Genomic DNA, 26,413 nt, shown 5'->3' on the forward strand with positions numbered 1-26,413 from the left:
TTTTCAGGCAAATGAAGGCCACAGCGGGGCCGGCGGCAGGCGCCGGACCAGTGGCTACAGATGCTTGTAGACGTCTTCCAGGGTCAGGCCTTTGGCGAGCATCAGAACCTGCAGGTGGTACAAAAGCTGGGAAATTTCCTCTGCCGCGGCTTCATCGGATTCATATTCGGCAGCCATCCATACTTCGGCTGCTTCCTCAACGACTTTCTTGCCGATGCCGTGAACACCGGACTCCAATTCTGCGACGGTGCGGGAGCCTTCCGGACGGGTGGCTGCCTTCTCGCTGAGCTCAGCGAACAGCGTCTCGAAATTCTTCACGCCCTCCAGCCTACTTGCTGCGGCCGCACGGGCGCTTCCCGGGCCGTTGCATGACGGGCGCGATGTGAGCGAATACACACCGCGCCCGCCACCTGGACATCGGAGTTATGCGTACTGTTTCAGGACCACGGCCGTGGCCAGGGCAGCGGTGACTGCCTCATGCCCCTTGTCTTCCTTGGAGCCGGGAAGTCCTGCGCGGTCCAGGCCCTGCTGTTCGTTGTCGCAGGTGAGCACGCCGAAGCCCACCGGCACCCCGGTGGAAACGCTGACGTCGGTGAGGCCCGACGTCGCGGCCTGGCAGACGTAGTCAAAGTGCGGCGTTCCACCGCGGATCACGACGCCGAGGGCCACCACGGCGTCGAAATGCGGGGCCAGGCGCGCGGCGGCCACCGGCAGCTCGAAACTGCCGGGAACGCGCAGGACGGTGGGTTCGCTGATGCCTGCGTCCTTCGCGGCCCGCAGGGCGCCGTCCAGGAGGCCGTCCATGATCTGCGTGTGCCAGCTGGCTGCCACGATGGCGAGCTTCAGCTGCGAAGTCTCGGCCGGGTTGAGGGTGCTGAGGTCGATGTCGGGGGCGCCGTGTCCGCTCATGGGTGTGTCGATTTCCGTTCAGTCTTGTTCGTGGTCGTAAGGGGATTCGGGGGCCGGTACGGGCACCGGTGCCACGCTGGTGTCCAGCAGGAGCCGGTGCTCCATCCGGTCCTTCTTGGTGCGCAGGTACCGGATGTTCTGTTCGCGGGAGGGGACCTCGGTGGGGACCATTTCCACCACCTTGACGCCGGCCTGGGCCAGCCTGTTCTGCTTGTCCGGGTTGTTGCTCAGCAGCCGGACCTCGTGCAGGCCCATTTCGGCGAGGATCTGGGCCGCGGCTTTGTAGCACCGCGCGTCAACCGGCAGGCCCAGCTGTTCGTTGGCTTCCACGGTGTCGAAGCCCGCTTCCTGCAGCGCGTAGGCCTTGATCTTGTTTGCGAGGCCGATGCCCCGGCCTTCCTGCCCGCGCAGGTAGAGCAGGGTGCCGCCGTTGTCGCGGATCAGTTCCAGCGCGAAGGCAAGCTGTTCCCCGCAGTCGCACCGGTAGGAACCGAAGACGTCGCCGGTGAGGCACTCGGAGTGCAGCCGTACCAGGGGTGCCTTGCCGTCAGTGGGCGCGTTGGGCGAGCTCACGGCCAGGTGCTCCACACCGGTGAGGACGTCGGTCCAGGCCTGGGCAACGAAGTCCCCGAAGGCGGTGGGCAGTTGCACAATGGGACCTCCGCTGACGGGGTAGGTCCCGGCACCGGGTACCGAGTGGTGGTCCCTGTGGCCGTCCTGGTGGCTGTCGTCTCTGGCTGCCGATGCCGTCATGGCTTCTCCTTCTCTTCGCCCGGCGTGACCCGGACCTTCTCGCGCTGGGTTCCCCCGGCCCCGGCTTCAAGATACGCCACCAGGTCCTCGATCGAGATCAGCGGGCACCCATGGTCGGCCGCAAAAGTCCTGAGGCCGTCCAGGCGCATCATTTCACCGTCGTCATACACTACTTCCGCGATCACCCCGACAGGCTCCAGGCCGGCAAGGCGGCACAAGTCCACCGCGGCCTCGGTGTGGCCCTGGCGTTCCCGCACACCTCCCTCAACCGCACGAAGCGGGAAAATATGCCCCGGCCGGGTCACAGAGGCAGGAACCGCGTGCGGGTCCGCCAGGATGCGGGCCGTCAAGGCACGGTCCGTCGCGGAAATTCCCGTGCTCACGCCGGTGGCCGCGTCGCAGGAGACCGTGTAGGCGGTGCCCTTCGCGTCCTGGTTGACGGCCGTCATCGGGGGCAGCTCCAGGGCATCGGCCCGGGCACCCGTCAGCGGCACGCAGATTACGCCCGAGCTGTAGCGGATGGTCCAGCCCATCAGCGCCGGTGTGGCGTGCTGGGCCGCGAAGATGATGTCGCCTTCGTTCTCGCGGTCCTCATTGTCGACCACCAGCACCGGCCGGCCGGCGGCCATGGCGCGCACGGCGTCCTCGATCGGGTCCAGGCCTTTGCCCGGCGCCTGGGCCACCGGCTGGCCGGTGGCCGGGTCTCCGGCGACGGGCGTGTCCAGGTGTACCGCGGCGTTCACCGTGCACCTCCAGCGGTGGCAGCCTCGCCGGCACCGGCCGCGGAGGCCGGTTCGCGGAAGGCCAGCAGCCGTTCGGTGTACTTGGCCAGCACGTCGACTTCCAGGTTCACCCGGCTGCCGGTGTGCTTGGTGCCCAGGCCGGTCTCAGCCAGCGTCGTGGGAATGAGGCCTACCTCAAACCAGGGTTCCTGCTCGGACGCGGGGCTGACGGCAGTAACGGTGAGGGAAACGCCGTCGATGGCGATGGAGCCTTTTTCTGCAATGTAGCGGGCCAGGTTGGCGGGAACGCCGAAGCGCAGCCGCTCCCAGTTGCCTTGGGCTTCCCTTTCCAGCAGGACACCTACGCCGTCCACATGGCCTTGCACCACATGCCCGTCCAATCGGCCGCCGGCGGGGACGCAGCGTTCAAGGTTGACGGAGTCGCCGGCAGCGAGTTCGCCGATGGTGCTCCGGAGCAGTGTTTCGCCCATGACGTCGACGCTGAACTCCTTGCCGTCAATGGCGGTGGCCGTGAGGCAGACCCCGTTGACGGCGATCGAACCGCCAAGTGCCAGGCCCTCCGTGGACCCGGGTGCGTGGAGCCGGACGGTGGCGCTGGTGTCGCCGTCGCGCTCAACGGACAGCACCTGCCCCTGCTCGGCGATAATTCCGGTGAACATCAGCGGCCTCCCTGGGCTTGCTCCGCGGTACCGCGGGTTGGTTGGTGGTCCAGTGCAACTCTGCGTTGCGGTCTTAGGTGAAGTCTCAGGTCCCGGCCGAGCGTCCGCACGGCGCCGCCGTCGGACTGGTCCCATTCCCATTGCTGGGCGTCGGCAAGGGTGGTGATGCCCAGCCCGTCCAGGGCCGGGGTGCCCGAGCCCAGCAAAGTGGGGGCGAGGTACATGATCAGTTCATCCACGAGCCCGGCCGAGAGGAATGAGCTGAGGATCCGTGATCCTCCCTCCACCATGATGTGGCGGGCGCCTGCGTCGTACAGCATGGACAGGGCTTCGGCGGGGTCGCGGGTGGGCAGGTGGACGGCCAGGCCGTCATCGCCGCGGATTGCTGCGTCGTCGGGAATGTCCCGGAGCCCCATGACGGCCCGTACGGGCTGTTTGGCGGCCAGCCCACCGGAGGGGTTTCGGGCGGTCAGGCGCGGGTTGTCCACCAGCACGGTCTGCGTGCCCACCAGGATGGCATCGATGCGTCCGCGGATACCGTGGTTGTCCGCCAGCGATTCCGGGCTGGAGATCCACTGGCTGGTGCCGTCTTCGGCGGCGATCCTGGCGTCCAGGGTTTGTGCGATGTGCAGCGTGACGAAGGGCCGCTTGGCCGCGACGGCCTCAAACCATTGCCGGTTCAGGTCCAGCGCTTCCTCGGCGCCGAGGCCGCTGCGGACACTTATCCCGGCGGCGCGGAGGGTGGCTGCTCCCCCGGCGGCAGGGTCATGGGGGTCGTCGATGGCGTAGACCACGTCGGTGATCCCCGCGGCGATGATCGCTTCCGTGCACGGCCCGGTGCGGCCCACGTGGTTGCAGGGTTCGAGCGTGACCACCATGGTGCAGCCGGAGAGGTCCATGCCGACGGCGGCAGCCTGGGCTATGGCGTCGGCTTCGGCGTGGGCGGTGCCGGCACCGCGGTGGTGGCCGGTGACCAGGTGGCGGCCGTCGGGGCCGATGACGACGGCACCCACCAAGGGATTGGCGCCGCGCGGACCGCGCAGGGCTGCCTCGAGGGCTTCCTCCATGGCCCGGATTTCATCCGTGCTGAAGGCTGTGACTACTCCGGCGGCTGGTTTCAGTTCAACTGCACCGCTCATGCGGCGGCCGTCGGGGAGTTGGTGCCTGCCGTGGAAGCAGCAGGACTTGTGGCGTTGAAGAGCCATCGCTGGGGGTTCATTCGTGTCGTTCCTTCCCTCTCGAACCGCGATGGCTCCGGGGATATACGACAGCAGAACGCTGCGGAGCCCAAAGGCCCGCAGATACAGCTGTACGTGCTTCTCTCATCCAGACTTTAACTGTCGGTACCGGAATTCCACCGGTTCAACCGTCTGCCGGGTCCCTGTGGAAAGGGCACCGGCTCGCGGGTCGCGGACTGTCACCGCCGGTTCGGACTTACACCGACCCCGGAGCACGTATGTGTGTTGTTATTGTGCCACAACCGGCAGGGGCAGCCGGTTATTCCGTCGCCGCACGTAACGTCCGGCTGGCCTTTGCACGGAGCAGCTCGATGGCTGCGGCCGGATCCTCCGCACCGTAGACCGCGGAGCCGGCGACGAAGACGTTGGCGCCGGCTTCGGCGGCGCGGGCGATGGTGTCCTCCGAAATACCGCCGTCCACCTGGATGGCGACTCCCAGTCCCGAACCGTCCACCGCTTCCCGGGCCCTGCGGATCTTGGGCAGCGTGATATCCAGGAAAGCCTGGCCGCCGAAGCCCGGCTCCACGGTCATGATCAGCAGCATGTCCAGTTCCGGCAGCATGTCCAGGTACGGTTCAACCGCCGTGGCCGGCCGCAAGGCCATCCCGGCCTTGGCGCCCCTGCTGCGCAGTTCCCGCGCGAGCTTGATGGGGGCGATGGAGGCCTCGGCGTGGAAGGTGACCGAGGCGAGCCCGGCGTCGGCGAACCCGGGCGCCCAGCGGTCGGCATCGGCAATCATCAGGTGCGCATCCAGCGGAACGGGGCTGACCGCCTGGATCCGCTGCACGACCGGCAGCCCAAGGGTGAGGTTGGGGACGAAGTGGTTGTCCATCACGTCCACGTGCACGGCGTCGGCGTTGCTGATCCGCTGGAGTTCGGCCTCAAGGTTGACGAAGTCGGCGGAGAGGATGCTCGGGTTGATGCAGCATTGCGCCACGGAAGTGCCTTTCGCTGAAGGTGTGGGGGTGTTGCCGGGAGTGTCCCTGCCCTGGCAGGGACACTCCGGGTCAGGATGTCTTTTTGATGAGGGCCAGGAACATGGCGTCGGTGTGGTGGACATGGGGCCAAAGCTGGGCGGTCAACTCATGTCCGGCGCCAAGGTTGCCGGTGAGGCTGACCGCGTCCAGGGCGGCGCCGGCATCAAGGAGCTCAAGGTCGTCGCGTTTCCGGAGTGCGTCAGCCACGACGGCGGTGGTTTCCGCCGGATGCGGCGAACAGGTCACGTAGGCAACGACTCCCCCGGGACGGACCGCTGCCAGCGCGGATGCCAGCAGCTCACGCTGCAGCGGGCCGAGGTCCGCGATGTCCTTGGGTGAGCGCCGCCACCGGGACTCCGGACGGCGGCGCAGCGCTCCCAGGCCCGTGCACGGGACGTCCACGAGGACGCGGTCGAAACCGCCGGGCTGCTCCGTTCCGACACCGCGGCCGTCTCCGGTGCGGACCTGCCAGCTCTCGTGCGGCACCGCGGCCAGGGCCTGGCCCACGAGCTTTGCCCGGTGCGGCGCCGGTTCGTTCGCCAGGAGCGTGGCGCCGCGCTGGTGGGCCAGGGCCCCCAGCAATGCCGCCTTCCCGCCAGGCCCCGCACAAAGATCAAGCCACGCCTCCGGGGAAACGGCCGCAGTTGGCCCGCCAGCGGCATCCGCCGCCGGGCCGAGGTCGACGGCGGCAAGCGCCCTGGCCACCAATTGGGAACCGACGTCCTGCACGCGGGTGGTTCCGGCCCGGACAGAGGCCAGGCGGCCCAGGTCCCCGCCGCTGGACAGCGCGGATCCCTCCACCAGTTCACCGGGCCTGGCACCGGTTTCCAGGGCTTCCTCCAGGCTCCCGAGCCCGGGCAGCGCCACCAGGTTGACCACGGGTGCCGCATTGTCAGCTTCGAGCAGCGCGTTGATCTCGGTGGCGGGGCGGCCGTGCGCCACCAGCGATTGCCGCATGGCCCGGACAATCCATTCCGGGTGGGCGTACCGCAGCGACGCGATCTTCGTGTCGTCGGTTTCGCCCGCCACCAGAAGGTCCAGCCATTCATCAAGGGTGCGGGCCGTGACCTTGCGCAGGACTGCATTGATCAGTGCCGAAGGGCCTGCACCGATGACGGCGCGGGCCAGTCCAACCGTTTGGTCCAATGCCGCATGGGCCGGGACCCTCATGGCCAGCAGCTGGTGGACGCCGATCCGGAGGGCGTCGAGGACGGCCGGATCAAGCTGGTCAAGCGGCCTGTCCACGCACCGGGCCAGGATGGCGTCGTAGGTGCCTTGGCTGCGCAGCGCACCGTAGCTCAACTCGGTGGCGAAGCCGGCGTCCCGCTTGTCCAGGTGGTGGTGCCGGATCCGTGCGGGCAGCACCAGGTTGGCGTAGGCATCCTCCTGTGCGACGGCGCGCAAAACCTCGAAGGCCACCAGCCGTGCGGGGTCGGCGCGCCGGGTCCGCTGCGACGGCGCCTGCTCGGTGAAGCTCCGTTGCGGCCCGCGGTTGCGTTCCCGTCCCTTGGCGTTCCGCCGGCTGGCATCGCCGGAACCACCGCTGCCTCGACCGCGGCCGCCGGAAACGCCGCTGCCGCCTTGGCCGTTCCGCCCGGCGTTCCCCCGCCCTCCGGGCCTGCCCTGGCCGCCCGGGTTTTCTCCGGAACCGCTCATTCGAACACCACGCCCTCCATAGAAGCCATCCCGCGCGCCCAGTCGGCGGCAGCCATCATTTTCTTGCCGGCGGGCTGGATCCGGGTGAGTTCCACCGCGTGCGATCCCGTTCCCACCATGACGCTCTTTCCCTGGACGGACACCGACCCCGGCGCCAGGCCGGCAACATCCGGCCGGAGCCGGACCGGCTCAAGCTTGATCCGCTGGCCATCCAGCATGGTCCAGGCTCCCGGCTCGGGGGTGACGCCGCGCGCCTGCCTGCTGATGGCAAGCGCCGGGTGGGCCCAGGTGAGTCGGCCGTCGTCCAAGGTCAGCTTCGGGGCGAGGGTGACATCGCCCGTTTGCGGCTGCGGCACCGCTTGTCCGGCGTCGATGGCGGACAGTGTCTGGGCCAGCAGGACCGCTCCGCTGCGCGACAGCCGCTCGAGCAGGTCGCCCGCGGTGTCGTTGGCGCCCACCGGCTCGGTCAGCGTCCCGAAGACGGGACCGGTATCGAGCCCCTCTTCAAGCCGGAAGGTGACGGCACCGGTGAGGCCGTCTCCGGCCATCACGGCCCGCTGCACCGGCGCTGCTCCACGCCACGCCGGCAGCAGGGAGAAATGCAGGTTGACCCAGCCGTGGCGGGGCACGGCCAACGCGGCCGGCGGGACCAGGCCGCCGTAGGCAACGATGGCTGCCACGTCAGGCGCGGCAGCCGAGATGCGTGCGGTGGTGCCGGCGTCCACCTTGGCCGCGTGGATGATATCGATGCCCAGCTCAGCCGCGCGCCGGGCAACCGGGGAGGGCGTCAGCACGCGCTTGCGCCCCAGCGGCGCATCGGGGCGGGTCAGGACTGCGACGACCTCAAAGCCGGCGTTGACCAGGGCATCGAGCGAGGGAACGGCGACTGCCGGAGTACCGGCAAAGAGGACCCTCATTCGGCGTTGCCAAAGCTGCCGGGGGCACCAAAACTTGTGCCGCCGAAGCTGGACCCGACGCTCTTGGCGCGCTTGGCCGTGGTGCGTTCGGCGACGGCGTCGTAATTGGCATTGCGGATGGAGCGCAGCGCTGCCTTCCGGTCTTCACCCTCCAGCCGGTCGGTGTAGAGGATGCCGTCCAAGTGGTCGTTTTCATGCTGGAAGCACCGCGCCAGCAGACCCTCGCCGTCGACCGTCACCGGATTGCCGTGCATGTCGACGCCGGTGACCCGGGTGGTGCGGAAACGGCGGACCGGGAAGCCGAGGCCGGGGATGGACAGGCAACCCTCCACCTGGTCCGGTTGGTAGTCCTCGCTGTTCTCCAACACCGGGTTGATCATGTGGCCCTCCACGCCGTCAATGCGGTAGGTGAAGACACGCTTGCTGACGCCGACCTGCGGCGCGGCCAGGCCGGCGCCTTCCACGTCCTCCATGGTCTCGGTCATGTCGGCGACCAGTTTGGCAAGCTCGGGTCCGAATTCCGTCACGGGATCGGCCACGGTGCGAAGCACGGGATCGCCGATGATGCGGATATTCAGGATAGCCATGCGCAGTTATTCCTCACGGTTGGCGGCAAAGGGAACCTGTCCAGTTTAGGTGCAGTCCCCCGCCGCTCGGCTCGGTCCTAGGCGGTACGGGCGGCCTGTGCCAGCGGCGGCGGCGCGATGGGCAGCAGCGCCGTGCCGGCGCTGAGGGTGTCCGCGGACAGTTCCCACACCCGGCGCAAGGCGCAGAACTTCCACCAGTGGTGCTTGAGGACTTCGGGATTGGCACGGACCGGACGCACCTCGGTTTTACCGATGGCGACAGCCAGCAGGACCGGGTTGTCGCCGTATTTCCAGGGCTCCCAGGTTCCGGCCTCCGCATCCACCAGGCTTTCCTCCGCCTTCATGCCGGCAACCAGCTGCATGACCACCTTGTCATCGAGCGGTTTGACCAGTCCGTCGCGGGTGGTGCCCTTGGTTTTGTAGTCGATCAGGCAGACTCGTCCGTTGATCCGGGCCACCAGGTCAAGGGTGCCTGCATAGCCCACCGTATTGTTCCAGACCGTGATCTCGGGGGCGATGGGCTCCACCCGGAAGAGCTCCCACCACTCGTCAAAGCGGACGGCGAAGGCTTCTTCCCCGTTTGCGGCCAGGGCCTCGCGGGCTTCCTTCATGGTGTGCGGGCGACCCAGCGCGCGGAGCGCCACCTGCTCGCAGTAGTTGTGGACCCGGTCCCCCCGCCTGGCGGCGTCGTCCCGGTAGGTCTCGGCTGCCTTCGCCGCGCGGTTGACGGCCTGCTTGATTTTCGCCGGACTCCCCAGGCAGTCCGCGAGCAGGGGGTCGTTCGCCAGGCTGCTGGCACCCATGTATCCGAACCAGCCGTCCAGGCCGTGCGGCTGCTGGCTGATGACGGTGGTGATGGACGGCACGGAAAACTGTTCAGACGTGGACCGTGCGTACATCCGGCCGTATTCAGTAGCGTGGGCAAGAAGCGGATCAGTCATACAAAAGACTCTTTCACAGGGGGCCGACAAAATCTCCGGACGCTGGATCCGAACACAAAAAAGGTCCGTCTCCGCTGCGTATGAGCGGAAACGGACCTTTGCGGTGGGCGATACTGGGTTCGAACCAGTGACCTCTTCGGTGTGAACGAAGCGCGCTACCACTGCGCCAATCGCCCCGATGCATTTGAATGCTAGCCGACCTTCCGGCCATTTCAAAAATCGGCTTCTCGAGGCAGGAAGCATGCCCGTGGGTCGGGGGCTGGGCACTGCTTCCGTCACCCTCGAGAGAGGCCCGGGTCGAGGTGGACGGTGGGCCCGCGGAACCTATGCGCGGCAAACGCACCATGGGGGAGGCACCAGGGTGAGCCCCCGCGGCCGCTTCCGCCGGATCCCGGCCACGATCGAATTACACGCTTGTAAGTCACAAAATCCGCGTCATGACGCCGAAGCGGAGCCGCATGACCGTTGCCGGCCGGAGGCAATTTGGAGAATCCCGGAACCTCCTATATTGTTTTTACTCGTTGGAACGCGAGGAAATGCCGGAAACGGCAGGGAATCAAGCCTCCAAAATGCGGACGTAGCTCAGCTGGTAGAGCACCACCTTGCCAAGGTGGATGTCGCGAGTTCGAATCTCGTCGTCCGCTCGCAGGACACTGTCACAGCAAATATTCTTCGGAATTGACGCTAACACGGTGGGTTGGCCGAGAGGCGAGGCAGCGGCCTGCAAAGCCGTATACACGGGTTCGAATCCCGTACCCACCTCGGTGAAAACCATGGTTTCCGGGTTACCGGAGGCAATGGGCGATTGGCGCAGCGGTAGCGCGCTTCCCTGACACGGAAGAGGTCACTGGTTCGATCCCAGTATCGCCCACTCGGCAAGGAAACTTGCCGGCAGTACCACCGGAATATCCGGGACAAGCTGCAAAATGCGGACGTAGCTCAGCTGGTAGAGCACCACCTTGCCAAGGTGGATGTCGCGAGTTCGAATCTCGTCGTCCGCTCTCTTTTATCCCATACCGGTCTTCCGGTTCCGGGCGATTGGCGCAGCGGTAGCGCGCTTCCCTGACACGGAAGAGGTCACTGGTTCGATCCCAGTATCGCCCACACTTATGCAGCAGCTCTCCGGAGCTGCTTTTTTGTTGCCCGGGGATACGCTGCGGGCGAACGGGATTTCCTTGGCATGCCTTCCCTCCGCGGCTAGGATCGATTGCGCGAGGAGCGACCTGGCTCCGCGATCGAAGGGAGGTGCTCGTGGGTTTACTTGACGATCTAAAGGGCAAGGCTCAGGGTCTGATCCAAGGCAACGAGCAGGCCATCAAGGACGGCATCACCAAGGCCGGCGATTTCGTCGACACCAAGACCGGCGGCAAGTACGCGGGCCACGTCGACAAAATCCAGGATGGCGCTTCGAAGCTCGTTGACAAGAACGGAACTCCCGGCCAGGCACCTGCCGCCGGGCAGGTTCCGCCGGTTGCTCCTGAAACCCCGGTTCCGCCGGTTGACAGGACGCCCTAGAGGATTTGGCCAGGGGCCCTTGCCCCGGCACGTCAAGGAGGTGCAGGTCCCGCCGGGAGGCGGCACCTGCACCTTTGTCGTTTAACGGCAGGCCCTCGCTGCGACCAACCAGCGGAGCACCCAATTGCCGGTTCGCCAAGCCGCGCCGGTAACCTGCCGGTATGCCAAAGTCCGCAGCATCTCCCACAACAGCCTCCGGTGGGCGGTCCCGGCTGGACTCCCGGCCCGTGGTCGCCGGAATCGTCACCGCGCTGGTGGGCTTTACGTCGTCCTTTGCTGTGGTCCTCGCCGGCCTGAGGGCGGTGGGTGCCGATCCTGCCCAGGCTGCCTCCGGTCTGCTGGCGGTCACGCTCGCCGTCGGGCTTGGTGTGCTGCTGCTTGCCTGGCGCTCCAAAGTTCCGGTGACGCTGGCATGGTCAACGCCGGGCGCCGCTTTGCTGGCAGCTTCGGGAATGCCCGACGGCGGCTGGCCGGCCGCCGTCGGGGCCTTCCTCGTGGCGGGGGTACTGCTGGCGCTGACCGGCCTGGTGCCCGCGCTCGGCAGGCTGCTGACAGCCATCCCGCCCACGCTTGCGCAGGCGATGCTGGCAGGTGTCCTGCTTCAGTTGTGCCTGGCGCCCTTCAAGGCCTTGGGCACGGTTCCATGGTTCGTAGCCCCCGTGATCCTGTGCTGGCTGGTGATGATGAGGTTCGCTCCACGGTGGGCCGTGCCGGCCGCGCTGCTGGTCGCCCTGCTGGTGATCGGGATCCATGTCGCGGCCGGCGGGACTGCCCTCGGCGCCGCGACCCTCATCCCCACCCTGGTGTGGACCACACCCGCCTTCACCCTGCAGGCGTTGATGGGCATCGCGGTCCCGTTGTTCGTGGTGACCATGGCATCCCAGAACGTCCCCGGGGTGGCAGTCCTGCGGTCGTTCGGATATGAAACCCCGTGGCGGCCGGCCATGCTGGTGACGGGTGCGGGGACCGTCCTGGGGGCACCGTTCGGCGGCCATGCCATCAACCTTGCAGCGCTCAGCGCGGCTCTTGCCGCCGGCGAGGAGGCAGGCGCGGACCGGAGCAGGCGGTGGATCGCCGGTTTCGTGTCGGGCCCCGCGTACCTGCTGTTGGCAGCGTTTTCCGCTGCCCTCGTGGCCGTGGTGGGTGCGGCACCGGCGGGGATGCTGGAAGCAGTGGCCGGGCTCGCGCTGCTGGGGACCCTCGCCTCGGCGGTGTCGGCCGCGCTGGCGGACCCGGAAGACAGGATAGCTCCTGCGGTCACGTTCCTGATGGCGGCGTCCGGCCTGGCCTTCGCCGGAATCGGGTCCGCGTTCTGGGCGCTCCTCGCCGGCCTGGCGGTGCGGGCGCTGCTGGTTCCACGACGGCGCGCCGCCCCGGAGAGGGCCGGGACCTAGGAGGGTTCGTGGTTCTGGCCTTCACGGGCCAGCGCGGTGAGGCGGGAAACAGCGCGGAAGTACTTCTTCATGTATCCGCCGGTCATCATTTCCTCGGTGAACAGCTTGTCGAACGGGACACCGCTGGCCAGGATGGGAACGTCCTTGTCGTAGAGCCGGTCGGCCAGGACGACGAACCGCAGCGCCACGGCCTGCTCGCTGATGGTTTCCACGTTCCGCCACACCACGCCGTCGATGCCGTCGATAAGTTGCCGGTAGCGGCTGGGATGCACGCCCGCCAGGTGGTGGATCAGGGTGGCGAACTCGTCCTGCGCCACGGTCTTGCCGTCGAACTCCGCTTTCATGTGCGTGTTCAGTTCGCTGTTCTTCAGCGGTGCCGGGGCAGCGGGAAGGCCGCGGTGCCGGAAGTCCTCACCGTCGATGCGGATGACCTCGAACTGGTCCGCAAGCACCTGGATCTCGCGCTGGAAGTCGACCGCCGCGAAACGGCCGTCGCCCAGGGAACCGGGGAGGGTGTTGGACGTGGCAGCGAGCTTGACGCCGGCGTCGGCCAGTTCCCGCATGAGCCGGGACATCAGGACGGTGTCGCCCGGATCGTCAAGTTCGAATTCGTCGATGCAGACCAGCTTGTAGCTGCTCAGCGCTTCCACGGTCTTGCGGAACGACAGGGCGCCCACCAGGTTGGTGTACTCCACGAAGGTACCGAAGGCCTTGGGACCGGGCGCAGCGTGCCAGAGCGATGCGAGCAGGTGGGTCTTGCCCACGCCGAATCCGCCGTCGAGGTAGATGCCTGCCCTGGATTCGTCCTTCTTGCCGAACAGCTTCTTGAACAGCCCGCCCCCATTGCCCGCTCCCACGCCGCCGGCAAATTCCTCAAGGGCGCGCACTGCTGCGGCCTGGCTTGGCTGCTTGGGGTCCGGGCGGTAGCTCGAAAAGGAAACCTCCCCGAACCGCGGCGATGGGTAGAAGCCCTTGAGGAGCTCGTCCACCGAAACTGCCGGCGTACGGGCGGCAAGCTGTTCGATCTGTACCAAGGTGGTCCGTTCTGCTCGTGGTTGGTCCCCAGAAAGGATACCGGCAACCGGGACCGCACCCGGGGTTGGCGGTATCTCCGGCACGCCCGCGTGACCAAGCAAACATTTCGCCCTGTTAACGGAATACGGACAACGCCGGGGGCGCTGGCTAGGGTGGGAACAGGTTCCAATGCCGGTCCCACGGTTTTCCGTGCCCTTAGTGAAAGGCCAACGCCATGCCCTACCCGGTTGAACAGAATGAGAAGTTCGCAGCCTACGCCCACCCCGAACGGCTTGTATCCACGGAGTGGCTGGCCGCCGCCATCGAAGCCGGCGCGGTAGCCAACGGCGAGCTCATCGTGGTCGAATCCGACGAGGACGTGCTCCTTTACGAAACCGGGCATATCCCCGGTGCCGTGAAGATCGACTGGCACACGGACCTGAACGACGACGTCTCCCGCGACTACGTCAACGGCGCAGCTTTCGCCGAGCTCGCGGCGTCGAAGGGGATTTCCCGGGACAGCACCGTGGTGATCTACGGCGACAAGTCCAACTGGTGGGCCGCGTACGCCCTGTGGGTGTTCACGCTGTTCGGCCACCAGGACGTCCGGCTGCTCGACGGCGGCCGGGACAAGTGGATTGCCGAAGGCCGCGAACTGACCAGGGACAAGCCCTCCCCCGCACCCGGCAGCTACCCGGTGGTTGAGCGCGAGGATGCGCCCATTCGCGCGTTCAAGGACGACGTCCTGGCGCACTTGGGCAAGCCCCTGATCGATGTCCGCTCCCCCGAGGAATACACCGGCCAGCGCACGCACATGCCGGCCTACCCGGAGGAGGGCGCCCTGCGCGGCGGCCACATCCCCACTGCCGCATCCATCCCATGGGCCCGTGCGGCCGCCGAGGACGGGACGTTCCGCAGCCGCGAGGAACTCGAAGCCATCTACCTTGGCGAGGCCGGGCTGACGGAGGGCGACGACGTGGTGGCGTACTGCCGGATCGGCGAGCGGTCCAGCCACACCTGGTTCGCCCTGAAGTACCTCCTGGGCTTCGAGACCGTCCGCAACTACGACGGTTCCTGGACGGAATGGGGCAACGCCGTCCGCGTGCCGATCGTCAAGGGCGCCGAGCGCGGTTCCGTTCCGGTCGGCGTCCGGGGCCTGACGCCCGGCGTGCCCGCGTAGACTTGGAACGATGAGTACTCAAGCGTTGCCCACCGCCCTGGCGGCGATCGTGGACGATTTCCAGGCCCTGTCCGAACCCGAGCGGCTCCAGCTGTTGCTGGAGTTCTCGGAGGGGTTGCCGGAATTGCCCGACCGCCTCAAGGACCACCCTGAACTCCTTGAGCAGGTGGTGGAGTGCCAGTCACCGCTGTTCCTCACCATCGAGACGGAGAAGAACGACGACGGCCCGGCCGGCGTGGTGCACCTCTACTTCAAGGCCCCGGCCGAGGCTCCCACCACGCGGGGTTTCGCCGGTGTGCTGTACGAGGGCCTGGATGGCTTGTCCGCCGGGGAAATCCTGTCCGTCCCCGATGACATGCCGGAACTGCTGGGCCTCACCCGGGCCATTACCCCGCTCCGCATGCGGGGCATGACGGCCATGCTGGGCCGGATCAAGCGCAAGGTGGCCGCCGCTTCACGCGTCCACAGCTGAGAGCGTCCACCCGATGGCGCGCAAGAATGCTTTCCAGGGAACCCCGGCCACGGCGGCATTGACCGCGGCCGGGGTTCCTTTCGTGCTGCACCCGTACATCCATGACCCGGGCGCCGGCAGCTACGGCGCAGAGGCAGCCGCCGCCCTGGGAATCGATCCGTCCAAGGTTTTCAAGACCCTGATGGTGGACGTGGAGGGGAGGCTTGCTGTCGGCATCGTGCCGGTCAGCGGCACCCTTGACCTCAAGGCAATGGCCGCGGCGCTCGGGGCAAAGAAAGCGTCCATGGCTGATCCCGCTGTCGCCCAGCGGCGCACCGGCTATGTCGTGGGCGGCATCTCGCCCCTCGGCCAGCGCCTGCCCTCCCCCACGGTCCTGGATTCCTCCGCGTTGCGGCTGGAGACCCTGCTGGTCTCCGGGGGCAGGCGCGGACTGGACATCGAACTGGCGCCAGCGGACCTGATCCGGCTCACGGACGCTGTTTCGGCGCCCATTGGTTCGCCGGCTGCGGGCAGCTCCCGTCCATAGCAGTGCAGGGGCTGGGAGCCCCCGGCTACTCGATCAGGTACCGCTGCATCATGTCGTTGTCCTCGTGCTCCAGGATGTGGCAGTGCCAGACGTATTCACCCGTGAAGGAGGTGCCCATGGCCAATGGGGCTCCTCCTGCCGCGGCCGCACCGAAGGGCACGCGGATCCGCGTTACTTCGCCAGGCATCGCCACCACGGTGTCCTTCCATCCGCGTTCATTGGCCGGCGCGGCCTTGGGACGGCCGATCAGGAAGGGCTTGACCGGTACAGCGCACCCCCTTCCGGGCGTGACGAGTCCGGTTTTGGGGTCCACGAAGTCCGAGGCCTCAAGGTAGGAGTCGGCATCAAACTTTTGCCGGTTGAGCACCTGGAACTGGGTGAAGTGAAGGTGGATCGGGTGGGCGTCCACGGTGGTGTTGATGAGCTCCCACTGCTCAAGTGTGTCTTGCTTCACTACCGTGATGTCGGGGCTGTCGAACATCCTGTTGTTCAGCAGCGCCATGATGGGAACGTCATCCGCGTTCGCCACTTCCACCAATGCCATGGACCTGGTGGCCACGGTGGGCAGTTCCACGAGCCGGGTGAGAGGCTCGGACCGCAGCTGGGCCGGCAGCGGCACCGTGTAGCCGGACTGCGCCAGCACGGTGAACTGCATGATCTGTGGGAGGGGGATGGCGCCGCGCTGGACAGATTCCGGCCCGTTCGGGAAGGGCACCCGGGCGCTGTTGGCCAGGACCACCTTCGAACCTGGCTTCAGCCCGGCGAAGTCCACCACAATGTCTGCCCGCTCACCGGGTCCCATCACCAGCCTGTTGAGCCTGACCGGGACGCCCAGCAGGCCGCCGTCGGACCCTATCTGGTGGAAAATGGCCGCGTTGCCGTCCGCGATGAATGTGAAGTCGTAGAACCGCGCGTTGGAGCCGTTGAACATCCGGAAGCGGTACTTGCCGCGGGCCACGTCCAGGTTGGGCCGGCATTTTCCGTTGACCGTGGCAACGTCGCCGAAGAACTCAGGGGCCCAGGGCCGGGCCGTGCCGTCTGCGCCCACCAGATCGGGGTTGGGCGGGTAGGCAAACGAGCCGTCCTGGTTGAACATGCGGTCCTGGATGACCAGCGGCAATTCATATGGCGGCGGTGGAAGATGTGTCCCGTCGCCGGTGTCGATGCCCGTGCTGCGGGTGTCCCGGAGCAGGTAGCCACCAGCCAGCCCGGCGTAGACATTCAGGCGGGTGAGGCCCAGCGCGTGGTCGTGGTACCAGAGGCCGGCCGCATCCTGGGTGTTGCCATAGTGGTAGGTGTACGAGGCGCCGGGCCGGAAAGTCTGTCCAGGGCCGCCGTCGGACGTTGGTGCAGTGTTGCCGCCGTGGAGGTGGACAGCCGTCCTGGGAGATCGGGCGTCGTTGCTGCCGGGCGGGACCAGCTCGGGGTCGATGGCGAAGGCTAGGGGATGCCGCCCAATATCGTTGTGGACGGTGAGGCTCAGGGGCGTACCCTTCCGGGCAATGATGACCGGCCCGAGGTAACTCCTGGATGATGCAGCGTCCTGGTACGTCAGCGTGTCGGTAAGGCCCATTTCGGCCTGGAAGCGGTGGCGGGAGTTGCGGGCCCACAACTCAAGGTTGCCGCCGGACCGCATGTCGATAACCCCCAGGTCGGCGAGCGTGGGAAGCTGCTCCGTAAAGGTGCCGGGCGGGGAACCAGGGGCCGCCAGTCCCGGGCTGGCCCCGGATCCATAAGCCTGGGTCAGAACACCTGCACCGGCCACAGCGCCGGCCTGCAGCAGTTGTCGTCGTGTGATGCGCATTTTGGGGCCCCATTTCTTCGCAGCGGTATCCCCCTTGGGCAGCAGGATAAACCTGTGCTTTAGTCCGTCATAGGGTCCCGGGTCCCCTCTGTAAGGGGGTGGGCCACCCCGGTATTCCCTCCAGTCCGCCCCGCGGCCCGGCCGGTGAAATGGTCCATGGTTTGGTTGACCCCCAACACGTCCATGACCCGGTCGAAGACGCCAACCGGAAGGATCCGCAGCACGGGCAGCAGGTTGACGACCGGCGGCAGGAGCAGCTTGCGGCGGCCGGCCTCGACGGCGTCAAGGACGCGGCTCGCCACCTGCTCTTCGTGCAGGATGGGCAGGAGCCGCGGCCACCGGGTCCTGACGCCGTCGAACATCCCGGTGTCAATGTAATAGGGGCAGACCACCAGGGTGTTGACCGGCGTGTGCGCGGCCCGGAGCTCGGCGCGGAGGGACTCGTCGAAGCCGAACGCGGCGAACTTGCTGGCAGAGTAGTCCGTCTGCCGGGCGACTCCCACCAGGGCCGCAGCGCTGGCGATGGTCACCACGGTTCCACGGCGCCGGCTCACCATGCCGCCAAGGAACGCGCGCGTGACCCAGTACAGGGAAAGGACGTTGACCTGCATGGCCGTTCGATGTCCTGCTCCGCGGCCTCCAGGAGCCTCCTGCCGCTGACCACGCCGGCGTTGTTGACCACAATGTCCACGGGCCCTGCCAGTTCTGCGGCAGCCTTGACGGCCTGGTTGTCGGTGACATCCACGGCCTGTGAATCGGCGGCGCCGCCGGCGGCGCGTATTTCGTCGCGGACTGCTGCACCCCGTTCGGCGTCGACGTCCCAGATCACCACCCGGCTCCCGCGTGCGGCGGCACCAAGCGCCAGGCGCCGGCCCAGCCCGCGTCCGCCTCCCGTGACCAGCAGCGTTGCACCGGAAAGCCGGGTTCCTTTGGCCATGTCATTCCTCCTGGGATGTCGGCGCCACGGACACTGTCCTAGCGGCCTCTGGGAAGTCGGCCCATCAGGGTGATGGCCCGTTTCATGATGCGGGCGTATGCCTTGTTCGACATGCCGGCGGCCGGAGCCACCCGCAGCAGCCGCTGCACCGCAATGGTCTGCGGCTCGGTGTACTTCAGCATGCCTTCCCGGCCGTGGCGGCGCCCGGCCCCGGAATCCTTCATGCCGCCGATCGGTGCGTCATGGGAGGCCCAGGTGGCGGCATAGCCTTCGTTGACGTTGACCGTGCCCGTCATCAGCCGGCGGCCAACCTCTTCGCCGTGGCGGGCGGACCAGACGCTGGCGTTCAGGCCGAAGTCGGAGTCGTTGGCCAGGGCGACTGCTTCGTCGTCGTCGGCAGCCCGGTAGATGGCAACCACCGGACCGAAGGTTTCTTCGCGGGCCATAAGCATGTCGTCGGTCACACCTGCCAGGACGGTGGGTTCGTAGAAGAGCGGTCCCAGGTCAGGCCGCCGGCGTCCACCGGCGAGAAGTTCAGCGCCCTTTGCGAGCGCGTCCTGGACGTGGCGGTCCACCCGATCGATCTGTGCCTGGCTGATAAGCGAGCCCATGCCGATGCCCCAGTCGGGGCCCGGCCCCAGGCGGATGGCCTTCACCCGGGCGGTAAAGGCGGCCACGAAGGGGGCGTGGACTGCCGCGTGCACATAGATCCGTTCAATGCTGACGCACAGTTGGCCGGAGTTTGAAAAGCAGGCGTGCACCGCACCCGCGGCCGCCCGGCCAACGTCTGCATCTGAGAGCACGAGCATGGGATTCTTGCCGCCGAGTTCGGCGGAGAAGCCGATGAGCCGGGCGCTGCACTGCCGGGCGACGTTCTTGCCGGTTTCCGACGATCCGGTAAACATCAGGAAATCGACCTGCCCGATCATCGCGGGGCCAATCTCCGTGCCGGGCCCCGTCACCACCTGGAACAGGGCTGCCGGAAGTCCGGCATCCCGGAGCAGCCTGAGCATCAGGAGCGCCGTGAATGGCGTCTGCGAATCCGGTTTCAAGACGACGCTGTTTCCGGCCAGCAGCGCAGGAATGGCGTCCGAGACCGCGAGCGTCAACGGATAGTTCCACGGGCTGATGACGCCCACCACGCCCTTGGGCAACAGATACTCGGTGGTGCGAGTCAGGACCGGCAATGCTCCCTTCCGGCGGCGCGGCCGGAGGTACCTTTCCACGTTGCGTTGGTAGTAGTCCGCCGTCATCACGACGTCCGCAAACTCTTCGAAGGCGCTCAACCGCGATTTTCCGCTTTCGGCCTGGACCAGGTCCAGGACGTCCCGCTCCCGGTCCAGCAGGAGCTCCCGGAACCGCCGGATGACTGCCCGGCGTTCGGCAACCGGCATGGCCGCCCAGCTACGCTGTGCCTCGCGGGCCGTGCCGACGGCGGTTTCGACGTCGGCGGTGCTGCATACCGGGACGTCCCCTACCGGCGAGCCGTCGAACGGTGCATTCGTGGCGTGCCGCGGGCGGCCCGGAGCCGCGGACACCAACCCTTGGAGTCCGGCAGCCAGGTCCCGGCCGCGGGCCGTCAAGGCGGCGACGCCGTCCGGCGCGCCCAACTCAGGCTCCGGCCGGGGTGACCCGGCCAACCGATCCCGGATTGAGCCGGGGTGCGAGTTGTTGCCGGAGCCACGCTTTGACCAGGCGCTCCCAGCGGTCCGGGTCAACATTCCATTCCTTGGTGTGTCGCGCGTGGTTGAACGTCTCGAACGTCACCATTTCGGGGTTGCGCTCGGCCAGCATGGCTGAAGGTCCATAGGGCACGTACTCGTCATCCACGCTGTGGATCACGAGCGTGGGGGTCCGCAGCTCGACTGCACGGGACACCCAGTCCATGATTTTCAGGTCAACGGGAGCCGAGAGGCCGGTGAGCCGGCGTCCCAGCGGATGGCCCAGCATCAGTTGCCCGTACCGGCCCACCAGCGAGGGGATCCGGTTCAGCTGGGCGTGGTGGGCCAGCACCGTCACCCAGTCGATGACCGGCGCATCAAGCACCATGGCCCGGATCAGGTGCCGGTAGCGGGACAGGTCCGCAGTCTGCAGGCAGATGGCCCCGCCCATGGACCAGCCGAACAGGACCACTTCCTCTGCGCCGTTGGCCAGGGCGTACTCGATGGCGGCTTCGATGTCCTGCCATTCCGTTGAGCCCAGGCCATAGCGCCCGTCATCGGCCGATGGCGCCAGGCCGTCGTTCCGGTACGACACCAGCAGGCTGGTCAGGCCCAGTTCCAGGGCCGGGCCCACCGCGCGCAGGGCTTCCTGCCGGGTTGCGCCGCGGCCGTGGACCATGATGGCCCACGTCCGCGCAGCCCCCTTGGCCCGCACCAGCCAGGCGGGCGCCTCCCCGCGCTCCACGGGGATGGGCACATCCTCGAACGGAATCCCGGCCGCGGCCGGGTCGGGATAGGTGGCGCCGCTCCACCATCCCCAGCGGGCCGATGCGAGGTCCCCGCTGTAGACGGCTTCCACCTCGCGCAGGACTGTCCGCTCCGCGGGCGAGTAGGACACGATCCGGCCGATCCGGGCGTGGCCCTTGCCGCCGTCGAAAAAGAAGCCGTACACACCGTCAACGGTGGTGTCGTCGTTGGCTGCCAGGATCACCTGTTGTTTGTGGCCGTCACGGATGACGGCCAGGACTTCCTTGTCCGCCGTGCGCTGCCGCGCCGGAGTAATTACCCTGCGCGCGAAGTAAACGGCCAGGGCGGAGGAACCGGCTCCCAGGAGGCCGGCCAGTGATCCGCCGGCAATCGCGCCGCCCACTGCCCACTTCGCTCCCGGCGACATCCCGCCGGAATCCCGGGTGGGTGCAGTCATTGCAGGGCGCGCTCGCCGGAAAGGTGCCATGGCTCTATTCTTACCGGCGTTGAGTCAGATACCCGCATTCCCTGCCGGCCGCGGCATGCCCTGCGGCAATCCGCCGGTGTCCGCGGGGCGCGGTGCAGGCGTGCACGGGCCCGACTAGGCTATGGCCATGAGTGATCCAATCATCATCCTGACAGAAGAACCCCTGGGCGCGGACGACCGCCTGAACATCGAACAGCTCGTGGACGGGTCCGACAGCAGCCTGGTGGTCCTGGTGCCGGCCAACACCGAGCGGCACCTGCTGGTGGACTTCCTGGAAAACCTCTCCATGCTGGACGTGGCGAAGGCGTTCCGGGAGCTTGCGGGCGGCACTCCGGATGACGCCACCGAGCGGGCTCATGCGGATGAGACGCTCGCAGCCTCCCTCGCAGCACTGGCGGGGCTGGGCTCAGGGGTTACCGGACAGGTGGTGGCCGGCAAGGCGGTGGACAGCCTCGTCGCCAAGGTCAAGGAAACCGGTGCCTCGCAGGCGGTGGTGATCACGCGGCCGCACGCCGTGGCGGATACGTTCCACACCGACTGGGCCAACAAGGCCCAGGACCAGCTCGGCGTTCCCGTCCTGCACCTGTACGCGGGTTCGGGATTTATCGGCGACTCCTGAGCGTTGGTATTGCCATGAGCATCTTTGGAAACAGCATTTTCGGTCATAAGGCAACGGGCATGGTGGATGCCGGCGGGCAAGCGGACACCACGGCAAGCGCGACTGAATCGCCCGTGCAGAAAAGCGATGCCCAATGGCGGGAAGAACTGACGCCGGAGGAGTACCGGGTCCTCCGCCAGGCCGGCACGGAACGTCCCTACACCGGCGAATACTGGGACACGCATACGGCTGGGGTCTACCAGTGCCGCGCCTGCGGGACTGAACTGTTCACCAGCAATGAGAAGTTCGATTCCCATTGCGGCTGGCCTTCCTTCTGGGCACCCCTGGCCGAGGGAACCGTGCGGTATATCCACGACCGGACCTTGGGCATGGACCGCGTGGAGGTCCGCTGCGCCGCGTGCGACTCCCACCTGGGCCACGTGTTTGAGGGGGAAGGCTATGGCACTCCCACCGACCAGCGGTACTGCATCAATTCCGTGTCCCTGCGGCTCGTGGAGAAGGAAAACGCGGACGACGTTCCGTCCGGGAACTGAGGGACTCCCCTGAGGCCCCCGATCAACCAGTTCCATGCAGGCCTCGACGGTCGTGAAAGCACATGGAGACCAACAGTTTCTTACGCTCAGCACTGCCAGGCATAAGTCATTCTGGTTGCTTGTTACGCTCGCCAGAGAAGCAAGCAACCAGAAAGGCAGCCGACGATGACAGAGGCCCTGACCACCGCTGTGGCGGGAATTTCCGCCCGGAACGAAGACTGGCTCCGGCTCAAGGGTGCCGCGACCGCCCTGCAGGCCCTCCAGGCCCAGGACGGCTCGGTTCCCGAGGCCGAGAACCACCCCGAGGCCTCCCGGCAGGTGTCCGCCATCGTCGACGCCATCGAGGCCCTCGCTCCCGCGTTCCCCCACGACGCGGCCTACCTGGACGCCCTTCGCCGGGACTTCTCCGGGTGGGCTGCCGGCGGGTTCGCCGTGCCTGACTTCCTGGCCTCACTGCTGGCGTTCCAGCCCCAGCAGCAGCGCCAGGATGGCCTCCAGCACCTGGTGGTCTTCCCCATGTATACCCAGAACGGCAGCAGCCACCGGCTGGTGGAGGCCGTGCTCATCGAGGTCATCTGGCCCGAATTCATTGCCGGGCTGGAGGCCGGGGATTATTCGAACAAGCTGTTCGTCCCCATCCGTTTCCTGGACTTCACTCCCGGCTACGACACCAACTCCGCCGTGCTCTTTCCCGAGACCGTGGCGGTCAGCCAAACTCCCACCTTCACCTGGGGCGCCATCTTCGCAGACCGCGAAGCAGCGAGGTTCCGCCGCGTCCTCAAGGCCGCCGCGGACATCACCTCGCTGGAACTGCCGCCAGGCGCCGCCGAGCTGCTGGCCGACCAGGACCTGACCGAAGCCACCTTCGTCATGTGGGACCTTATCCACGACCGGACCCACATGCGCGGCGACCTGCCCTTCGATCCGTTCATGATCAAGCAGCGGATGCCCTACTTCCTGTACTCCCTCGAAGAACTTCGCTGCGACCTCACGGCCTTCCGCGAATCTGTCCGGATTGAGAAGGACGACGACGCCGACCCGCAAGCCCGGCGCCACGCGAAGCTGGTGCAGTACGCCATCATCTTCGACCGGATCTTCCGCTTCGCCATCACCGGCAGCCGGGTCAGGAACTATGACGGCCTGGGCGGCCAGCTCCTCTTCGCCTGGCTCCACCAGCAGCATGTGCTGCACTGGACGGACACCCGCCTGACCATCGACTGGGACGAGGTCGCAGACGCCGTGATCGCCCTGGGCGAAAGCATCGACGAACTCTACTGGCGCTCGATCGACCGGCCCAAGACAGCACACTGGCTGGCCGCGTACCAGCTGGTGTCGGCTACCGTCACCGCCAACCCGGCCTCCGTCTGGGCCAAGGGACCTGACGCCCTGCCGTTGGCTGGAACCCCGCGCGGACTGACGGACCAGGTGCTTGACGACGAATTCCCGCTGTCCATGTTCTACGAAGCATTGGAGAAGAAGATGCGCCCGGTCATCGATTCGACCGCGGGAATCACCGGCCGGTCAGCACTGTGAGCCAGTTGCCGGACGGCACGGCATTGACCGTCCTGGTCGCCGGCGGCAGCGGTGCGTCCGGAATTGCCGTTGCCCGGGCCCTGGCCGCCGCCGGGCACCGGGTAGCCACGGTGGGTTCTGATGCAACCCGCATTAAGGCGGCCGCAGGGGAGGCGGGCGACGGCGTCACGCCCTTCACGTGCGACCTCGCCGAGATGGCCGGGGTCCGCCGGCTGCGCGATGACGTCGGGGACGCCTTGGGGACGGTCGACGCGGTGATCCACCTGGTGGGCGGCTGGCGGGGCGCCACGGGCATCGTCGACCAGTCCGACGACGACTGGGAGTTCCTGGAACGGAGCGCCATCACCACCCTGCGCAACGTCTCCCGCGTCTTCTTCGACGACATCGCCGCCTCCACTCACGGCCGCTTCGCGATGGTGTCCTCCACCTCACTCGATAAGCCCACCGCAGCGGTGGCCAGCTACGTGGCCGCGAAGGCAGCCGCCGAAGCCTGGACCATGGCCATGGCGGACGGCTTCCGAAGGGCTTCGAAGGACGGGGGCGGGGGCGGGCAGGCAGCCGCTGTGGTCCTGGCAGTGAAGGCCCTGGTGGACGACGGACTGCGCCGCAAGCATCCGGAGCGGTCCTTCCCGGGGGCGACGGACGTGGCTGACTTCGCTGCCGCCGTCGTCCGGCTGCTCGGCACCCCGGCCGCCGAACTAAACGGTGCCCGGCTCCGGCTGGCGGACTGACTGCCGCGACTGTCCCTACACTGAAAGCGTGAGCAATCCAATGACGACAACAGCAGAAACACGCGCCCCGCAGCGGCTGCACGACCCCGGCGTGCGCGGGTTTGCCTCCGACAACTACTCGGGGGTCCACCCCGAGATCCTGGCAGCCCTGGCCGCCGCCAACGAAGGGCACCAGGTCTCCTACGGCGAAGACGACTACACCGCGCGGCTGCACGAACTGATGGTTGACCACTTTGGCCCGGGCATCGAATGCTTTCCGGTCTTCAACGGCACCGGCGCCAATGTGGTGTCGCTGCAGTCGCTGCTCCCCCGCTGGGGCGCCGTGGTATGCGCCTCCACGGCCCACATCAACATGGACGAGAACGGCGCACCGGAACGCATCGGCGGCCTGAAGCTGCTCCACGTCCCCACCCCCGACGGCAAGCTGACGCCGGAACTCATCGACCGGGAGGCCTGGGGCTGGGGTGACGAGCACCGCGCCCAGCCACTGGCAGTCTCGATCACCCAGACCACGGAACTGGGCACCTGCTACACCCCGGAGGAGGTTCGGGCCATTGCCGACCATGCCCACGCGAAGGGCATGAAACTGCACATGGACGGGGCGCGGCTGGCCAATGCGGCCGCCCACCTGGGCGTCCCGCTGCGGGCCTTCACCAGCGATGCGGGCGTCGACATCCTCTCCTTCGGCGGCACCAAGAACGGGCTGCTCTACGGGGAGGTGGTGGTGGCCCTGAACCCGGAGGCGGCCCACGGCCTGGTGTACCTGCGCAAAATGGACATGCAGCTTGCCTCGAAGATGCGATTCCTGTCCGCCCAGTTCATCGCCTTGCTCGAAGGCGACCTGTGGCTGCGTTCGGCCTCGCACGCCAACGCCATGGCCACCCGGCTCCGCGCCGCCGTCGACACCATCGACGGCGTCCGGCCCACCCAGGAGACGGAGTCGAACGGCGTATTTGCCGTCCTTCCCCCCGGCGTGGCCGACCGGCTCCGCGGCTCCTTCCGTTTCTACGACTGGGACGAGGCAGCCGGCGAAGTCCGGTGGATGTGCTCCTTCGACACCACGGAGGAGGACGTTGATGCCTTTGCCGCCGCGATCCGGCACGAACTCCGGGACTACCGGGACGGCCGGACCGGGTGACCGGGTGACCGGCCCGCGACGGCGAGCCTTCCCGCGGTGCCGCGTCTTGCCCCGTAATCTGCCAAGGTGAACGCACTTGACCAGGTTCCCCCGGCTTTCGTCCATGCCTTGGGAACCCTCAGGAAGGCACAGTGCCGCAGTGAACTGCGCCTCGCCGAGATCCCGGCACCCGCCCGCCTGGCACCCTTCGCCGTGGCTCTGGGCGCCGAAGTCATGGCGCCCGGCGCCGGCGCCCCCGCAACTCCGGTGCACGGCCCGGCAGCCATGGCCTTCGCCTCGGCCCCGGCCTCGGGGGGCGAGGACGAAACGGAACTCGCCACGGGGCGTTTCATCCTGCTCCACGACCCCGACGGCTCGGCCGTCTGGGACGGCGAGTTCCGCATCGTCACCTATATCCGCGCTGAACTCGAACCGGACATGGGCAACGACCAGATGCTGGGGACCGTGGCCTGGACCTGGCTGGTGGAGGCGCTCGAAAACCACAAGGCGGCCTACCGGGCGGCCGGCGGCACCGCCACGCGTGTCCTCTCCGAAAGTTTCGGTACCCTGGCCGGCCGCCCGGGCTCCATCGACATCGAACTCCGGGCCTCCTGGACACCGGATTCCTCCGACGTCCAGGCCCACCTGGAGGCGTGGTCGGACATGGTGTGCACCTTCGCCGGGCTGCCGCCGCTCCCCGACGGCGTCACCGCCCTCCCGCACCGGCGCCGAAGCTGACCGGGCTTTGACGGACCTGCCCGGT

At 67.4% G+C, this 26,413-nt stretch carries 26 protein-coding genes, 6 tRNA genes, 1 pseudogene and 1 riboswitch; of the genes and pseudogenes, 16 read left to right on the forward strand and 17 right to left on the reverse strand.

Annotated features, from left to right (window positions below; translation table 11 throughout):
* Positions 1-54: 54 nt before the first annotated feature.
* From AC4EEO_RS10825 to AC4EEO_RS10880, 12 genes are all read right to left on the reverse strand, one after another.
* Complete coding sequence (locus AC4EEO_RS10825; RefSeq protein ID WP_009358176.1) at positions 55-318, reverse strand: phosphoribosyl-ATP diphosphatase; 264 nt, start codon at positions 316-318, stop codon at positions 55-57.
* A gap of 105 nt (positions 319-423) precedes the next feature.
* Entirely contained in the window at positions 424-909 is a 486-nt protein-coding gene (gene ribH / locus AC4EEO_RS10830; protein ID WP_109864007.1) for a 6,7-dimethyl-8-ribityllumazine synthase, read from the reverse strand.
* An 18-nt stretch (positions 910-927) separates the two neighbouring features.
* Positions 928-1,662, reverse strand: a complete 735-nt coding sequence (gene ribA / locus AC4EEO_RS10835) for a GTP cyclohydrolase II (RefSeq protein WP_018761148.1) — start codon at positions 1,660-1,662, stop codon at positions 928-930.
* Positions 1,659-2,405, reverse strand: coding sequence for a 3,4-dihydroxy-2-butanone-4-phosphate synthase (gene ribB, locus AC4EEO_RS10840; RefSeq protein ID WP_018761147.1), 747 nt, complete (start codon positions 2,403-2,405; stop codon positions 1,659-1,661). Before ribB ends, ribA begins: the two co-directional genes overlap by 4 nt.
* Positions 2,402-3,064, reverse strand: a complete 663-nt coding sequence (locus AC4EEO_RS10845) for a riboflavin synthase (RefSeq protein ID WP_018761146.1) — start codon at positions 3,062-3,064, stop codon at positions 2,402-2,404. Before AC4EEO_RS10845 ends, ribB begins: the two co-directional genes overlap by 4 nt.
* A complete protein-coding gene (gene ribD / locus AC4EEO_RS10850) occupies positions 3,064-4,203 on the reverse strand; it encodes a bifunctional diaminohydroxyphosphoribosylaminopyrimidine deaminase/5-amino-6-(5-phosphoribosylamino)uracil reductase RibD (RefSeq protein ID WP_491338829.1) in 1,140 nt (379 codons plus the stop codon). The genes AC4EEO_RS10845 and ribD overlap by 1 nt, the downstream gene beginning before the upstream one ends.
* 170 nt (positions 4,204-4,373) lie before the next feature.
* A riboswitch (FMN riboswitch) is annotated at positions 4,374-4,522 on the reverse strand.
* A gap of 39 nt (positions 4,523-4,561) precedes the next feature.
* Positions 4,562-5,239, reverse strand: coding sequence for a ribulose-phosphate 3-epimerase (gene rpe / locus AC4EEO_RS10855; RefSeq protein ID WP_133832268.1), 678 nt, complete (start codon positions 5,237-5,239; stop codon positions 4,562-4,564).
* Between the two features lie 70 nt (positions 5,240-5,309).
* The gene (locus AC4EEO_RS10860) at positions 5,310-6,935 is read right to left on the reverse strand and encodes an RsmB/NOP family class I SAM-dependent RNA methyltransferase (protein ID WP_491338830.1); all 1,626 of its coding nucleotides are present in this window, start codon (positions 6,933-6,935) and stop codon (positions 5,310-5,312) included.
* The gene (gene fmt, locus AC4EEO_RS10865; protein WP_491338831.1) at positions 6,932-7,852 is read right to left on the reverse strand and encodes a methionyl-tRNA formyltransferase; all 921 of its coding nucleotides are present in this window, start codon (positions 7,850-7,852) and stop codon (positions 6,932-6,934) included. The genes AC4EEO_RS10860 and fmt overlap by 4 nt, the downstream gene beginning before the upstream one ends.
* Positions 7,849-8,439 (reverse strand): peptide deformylase, encoded by a 591-nt coding sequence (gene def, locus AC4EEO_RS10870; RefSeq protein ID WP_491338832.1) that lies wholly within the window; start codon positions 8,437-8,439, stop codon positions 7,849-7,851. The genes fmt and def overlap by 4 nt, the downstream gene beginning before the upstream one ends.
* Positions 8,440-8,516: 77 nt before the next feature.
* Entirely contained in the window at positions 8,517-9,380 is an 864-nt protein-coding gene (locus AC4EEO_RS10875; protein WP_491338833.1) for a cytochrome, read from the reverse strand.
* A gap of 104 nt (positions 9,381-9,484) precedes the next feature.
* Positions 9,485-9,556, reverse strand: a tRNA-Val gene (locus AC4EEO_RS10880).
* Positions 9,557-9,951: 395 nt separating this feature from the next.
* Here AC4EEO_RS10880 and AC4EEO_RS10885 point away from each other — a divergent pair.
* The 7 genes from AC4EEO_RS10885 to AC4EEO_RS10915 all read left to right on the forward strand — a co-directional run bounded on the left by AC4EEO_RS10885 (position 9,952) and on the right by AC4EEO_RS10915 (position 12,289).
* Positions 9,952-10,024, forward strand: a tRNA-Gly gene (locus AC4EEO_RS10885).
* A 47-nt stretch (positions 10,025-10,071) separates the two neighbouring features.
* Positions 10,072-10,142: transfer RNA gene (locus AC4EEO_RS10890), tRNA-Cys, on the forward strand.
* Between the two features lie 37 nt (positions 10,143-10,179).
* A tRNA-Val gene (locus tag AC4EEO_RS10895) sits at positions 10,180-10,251 on the forward strand.
* Positions 10,252-10,308: 57 nt separating this feature from the next.
* Positions 10,309-10,381: transfer RNA gene (locus AC4EEO_RS10900), tRNA-Gly, on the forward strand.
* 31 nt (positions 10,382-10,412) lie between these two features.
* Positions 10,413-10,484: transfer RNA gene (locus tag AC4EEO_RS10905), tRNA-Val, on the forward strand.
* A gap of 147 nt (positions 10,485-10,631) precedes the next feature.
* Positions 10,632-10,895: an antitoxin gene (locus tag AC4EEO_RS10910; protein WP_026264404.1), complete on the forward strand. Its 264-nt coding sequence runs from the start codon at positions 10,632-10,634 to the stop codon at positions 10,893-10,895.
* Between the two features lie 161 nt (positions 10,896-11,056).
* On the forward strand, positions 11,057-12,289 hold the full coding sequence (locus tag AC4EEO_RS10915; protein ID WP_491338834.1) for a benzoate/H(+) symporter BenE family transporter: 1,233 nt from the start codon (positions 11,057-11,059) through the stop codon (positions 12,287-12,289).
* Here AC4EEO_RS10915 and zapE read toward each other — a convergent pair.
* Positions 12,286-13,323: a cell division protein ZapE gene (gene zapE, locus AC4EEO_RS10920; RefSeq protein ID WP_133832264.1), complete on the reverse strand. Its 1,038-nt coding sequence runs from the start codon at positions 13,321-13,323 to the stop codon at positions 12,286-12,288. The two genes, AC4EEO_RS10915 and zapE, sit on opposite strands and share 4 nt — an antisense overlap.
* A 215-nt stretch (positions 13,324-13,538) precedes the next feature.
* Between zapE and AC4EEO_RS10925 the strand changes: the two genes are divergently transcribed.
* From AC4EEO_RS10925 to ybaK, 3 genes are read left to right on the forward strand one after another with little or no spacing between them, the layout of a single operon-like run.
* Positions 13,539-14,483 (forward strand): sulfurtransferase, encoded by a 945-nt coding sequence (locus AC4EEO_RS10925; RefSeq protein WP_491338835.1) that lies wholly within the window; start codon positions 13,539-13,541, stop codon positions 14,481-14,483.
* Positions 14,484-14,493: 10 nt separating this feature from the next.
* Positions 14,494-14,955: a SufE family protein gene (locus AC4EEO_RS10930; protein ID WP_133832262.1), complete on the forward strand. Its 462-nt coding sequence runs from the start codon at positions 14,494-14,496 to the stop codon at positions 14,953-14,955.
* A gap of 13 nt (positions 14,956-14,968) precedes the next feature.
* Positions 14,969-15,481 carry a Cys-tRNA(Pro) deacylase gene (ybaK, locus tag AC4EEO_RS10935; RefSeq protein ID WP_133832261.1) on the forward strand — a complete coding sequence of 171 codons (513 nt, stop codon included), beginning with the start codon at positions 14,969-14,971 and terminating at the stop codon, positions 15,479-15,481.
* Positions 15,482-15,506: 25 nt separating this feature from the next.
* Here ybaK and AC4EEO_RS10940 read toward each other — a convergent pair whose 3' ends face one another.
* The 4 genes and pseudogenes from AC4EEO_RS10940 to AC4EEO_RS10955 form a co-directional block, all read right to left on the reverse strand.
* Positions 15,507-17,285: a multicopper oxidase family protein gene (locus AC4EEO_RS10940; protein WP_491338836.1), complete on the reverse strand. Its 1,779-nt coding sequence runs from the start codon at positions 17,283-17,285 to the stop codon at positions 15,507-15,509.
* 59 nt (positions 17,286-17,344) lie between these two features.
* Positions 17,345-18,222 (reverse strand): annotated as a pseudogene (locus AC4EEO_RS10945) (SDR family NAD(P)-dependent oxidoreductase).
* Positions 18,223-18,260: 38 nt separating this feature from the next.
* Positions 18,261-19,832, reverse strand: coding sequence for a succinic semialdehyde dehydrogenase (locus AC4EEO_RS10950; RefSeq protein ID WP_491338837.1), 1,572 nt, complete (start codon positions 19,830-19,832; stop codon positions 18,261-18,263).
* Position 19,833: 1 nt separating this feature from the next.
* Entirely contained in the window at positions 19,834-21,087 is a 1,254-nt protein-coding gene (locus tag AC4EEO_RS10955) for an alpha/beta hydrolase family protein (protein ID WP_109864020.1), read from the reverse strand.
* A 157-nt stretch (positions 21,088-21,244) separates the two neighbouring features.
* Here AC4EEO_RS10955 and AC4EEO_RS10960 point away from each other — a divergent pair, with 157 nt between their 5' ends.
* From AC4EEO_RS10960 to AC4EEO_RS10985, 6 genes are all read left to right on the forward strand, one after another.
* Entirely contained in the window at positions 21,245-21,736 is a 492-nt protein-coding gene (locus AC4EEO_RS10960) for a hypothetical protein (RefSeq protein ID WP_133832259.1), read from the forward strand.
* A gap of 59 nt (positions 21,737-21,795) precedes the next feature.
* Positions 21,796-22,269: a peptide-methionine (R)-S-oxide reductase MsrB gene (gene msrB, locus AC4EEO_RS10965; RefSeq protein ID WP_133832322.1), complete on the forward strand. Its 474-nt coding sequence runs from the start codon at positions 21,796-21,798 to the stop codon at positions 22,267-22,269.
* A gap of 165 nt (positions 22,270-22,434) precedes the next feature.
* Positions 22,435-23,802 carry a DUF6421 family protein gene (locus tag AC4EEO_RS10970; RefSeq protein WP_491338838.1) on the forward strand — a complete coding sequence of 456 codons (1,368 nt, stop codon included), beginning with the start codon at positions 22,435-22,437 and terminating at the stop codon, positions 23,800-23,802.
* Positions 23,799-24,533, forward strand: coding sequence for an SDR family NAD(P)-dependent oxidoreductase (locus AC4EEO_RS10975; protein ID WP_491338839.1), 735 nt, complete (start codon positions 23,799-23,801; stop codon positions 24,531-24,533). The genes AC4EEO_RS10970 and AC4EEO_RS10975 overlap by 4 nt, the downstream gene beginning before the upstream one ends.
* A 40-nt stretch (positions 24,534-24,573) precedes the next feature.
* A complete protein-coding gene (locus AC4EEO_RS10980; RefSeq protein ID WP_018761125.1) occupies positions 24,574-25,671 on the forward strand; it encodes a threonine aldolase family protein in 1,098 nt (365 codons plus the stop codon).
* Positions 25,672-25,737: 66 nt separating this feature from the next.
* A complete protein-coding gene (locus AC4EEO_RS10985; RefSeq protein ID WP_491338840.1) occupies positions 25,738-26,388 on the forward strand; it encodes a DUF3000 domain-containing protein in 651 nt (216 codons plus the stop codon).
* Positions 26,389-26,413 lie beyond the last annotated feature (25 nt).

The sequence above is a fragment of the Pseudarthrobacter sp. MOO13 genome, from assembly GCF_058267655.1.

Bases quoted from the DNA above. Each gene is read 5' to 3' on its own strand.
- AC4EEO_RS10925 (WP_491338835.1), top strand. From the start codon at position 13,539: ATGCCCTACCCGGTTGAACAGAATGAGAAGTTCGCAGCCTACGCCCAC.
- AC4EEO_RS10875 (WP_491338833.1), bottom strand. From the start codon at position 9,380: ATGACTGATCCGCTTCTTGCCCACGCTACTGAATACGGCCGGATGTAC.
- AC4EEO_RS10860 (WP_491338830.1), bottom strand. From the start codon at position 6,935: ATGAGCGGTTCCGGAGAAAACCCGGGCGGCCAGGGCAGGCCCGGAGGG.
- ybaK (WP_133832261.1), top strand. From the start codon at position 14,969: ATGGCGCGCAAGAATGCTTTCCAGGGAACCCCGGCCACGGCGGCATTG.
- AC4EEO_RS10845 (WP_018761146.1), bottom strand. From the start codon at position 3,064: ATGTTCACCGGAATTATCGCCGAGCAGGGGCAGGTGCTGTCCGTTGAG.
- ribA (WP_018761148.1), bottom strand. From the start codon at position 1,662: ATGACGGCATCGGCAGCCAGAGACGACAGCCACCAGGACGGCCACAGG.
- AC4EEO_RS10915 (WP_491338834.1), top strand. From the start codon at position 11,057: ATGCCAAAGTCCGCAGCATCTCCCACAACAGCCTCCGGTGGGCGGTCC.
- ribH (WP_109864007.1), bottom strand. From the start codon at position 909: ATGAGCGGACACGGCGCCCCCGACATCGACCTCAGCACCCTCAACCCG.
- AC4EEO_RS10970 (WP_491338838.1), top strand. From the start codon at position 22,435: ATGACAGAGGCCCTGACCACCGCTGTGGCGGGAATTTCCGCCCGGAAC.
- AC4EEO_RS10980 (WP_018761125.1), top strand. From the start codon at position 24,574: ATGACGACAACAGCAGAAACACGCGCCCCGCAGCGGCTGCACGACCCC.
- AC4EEO_RS10940 (WP_491338836.1), bottom strand. From the start codon at position 17,285: ATGCGCATCACACGACGACAACTGCTGCAGGCCGGCGCTGTGGCCGGT.
- def (WP_491338832.1), bottom strand. From the start codon at position 8,439: ATGGCTATCCTGAATATCCGCATCATCGGCGATCCCGTGCTTCGCACC.
- AC4EEO_RS10930 (WP_133832262.1), top strand. From the start codon at position 14,494: ATGAGTACTCAAGCGTTGCCCACCGCCCTGGCGGCGATCGTGGACGAT.
- AC4EEO_RS10955 (WP_109864020.1), bottom strand. From the start codon at position 21,087: ATGACTGCACCCACCCGGGATTCCGGCGGGATGTCGCCGGGAGCGAAG.
- msrB (WP_133832322.1), top strand. From the start codon at position 21,796: ATGGTGGATGCCGGCGGGCAAGCGGACACCACGGCAAGCGCGACTGAA.
- fmt (WP_491338831.1), bottom strand. From the start codon at position 7,852: ATGAGGGTCCTCTTTGCCGGTACTCCGGCAGTCGCCGTTCCCTCGCTC.
- AC4EEO_RS10960 (WP_133832259.1), top strand. From the start codon at position 21,245: ATGAGTGATCCAATCATCATCCTGACAGAAGAACCCCTGGGCGCGGAC.
- ribD (WP_491338829.1), bottom strand. From the start codon at position 4,203: ATGAGCGGTGCAGTTGAACTGAAACCAGCCGCCGGAGTAGTCACAGCC.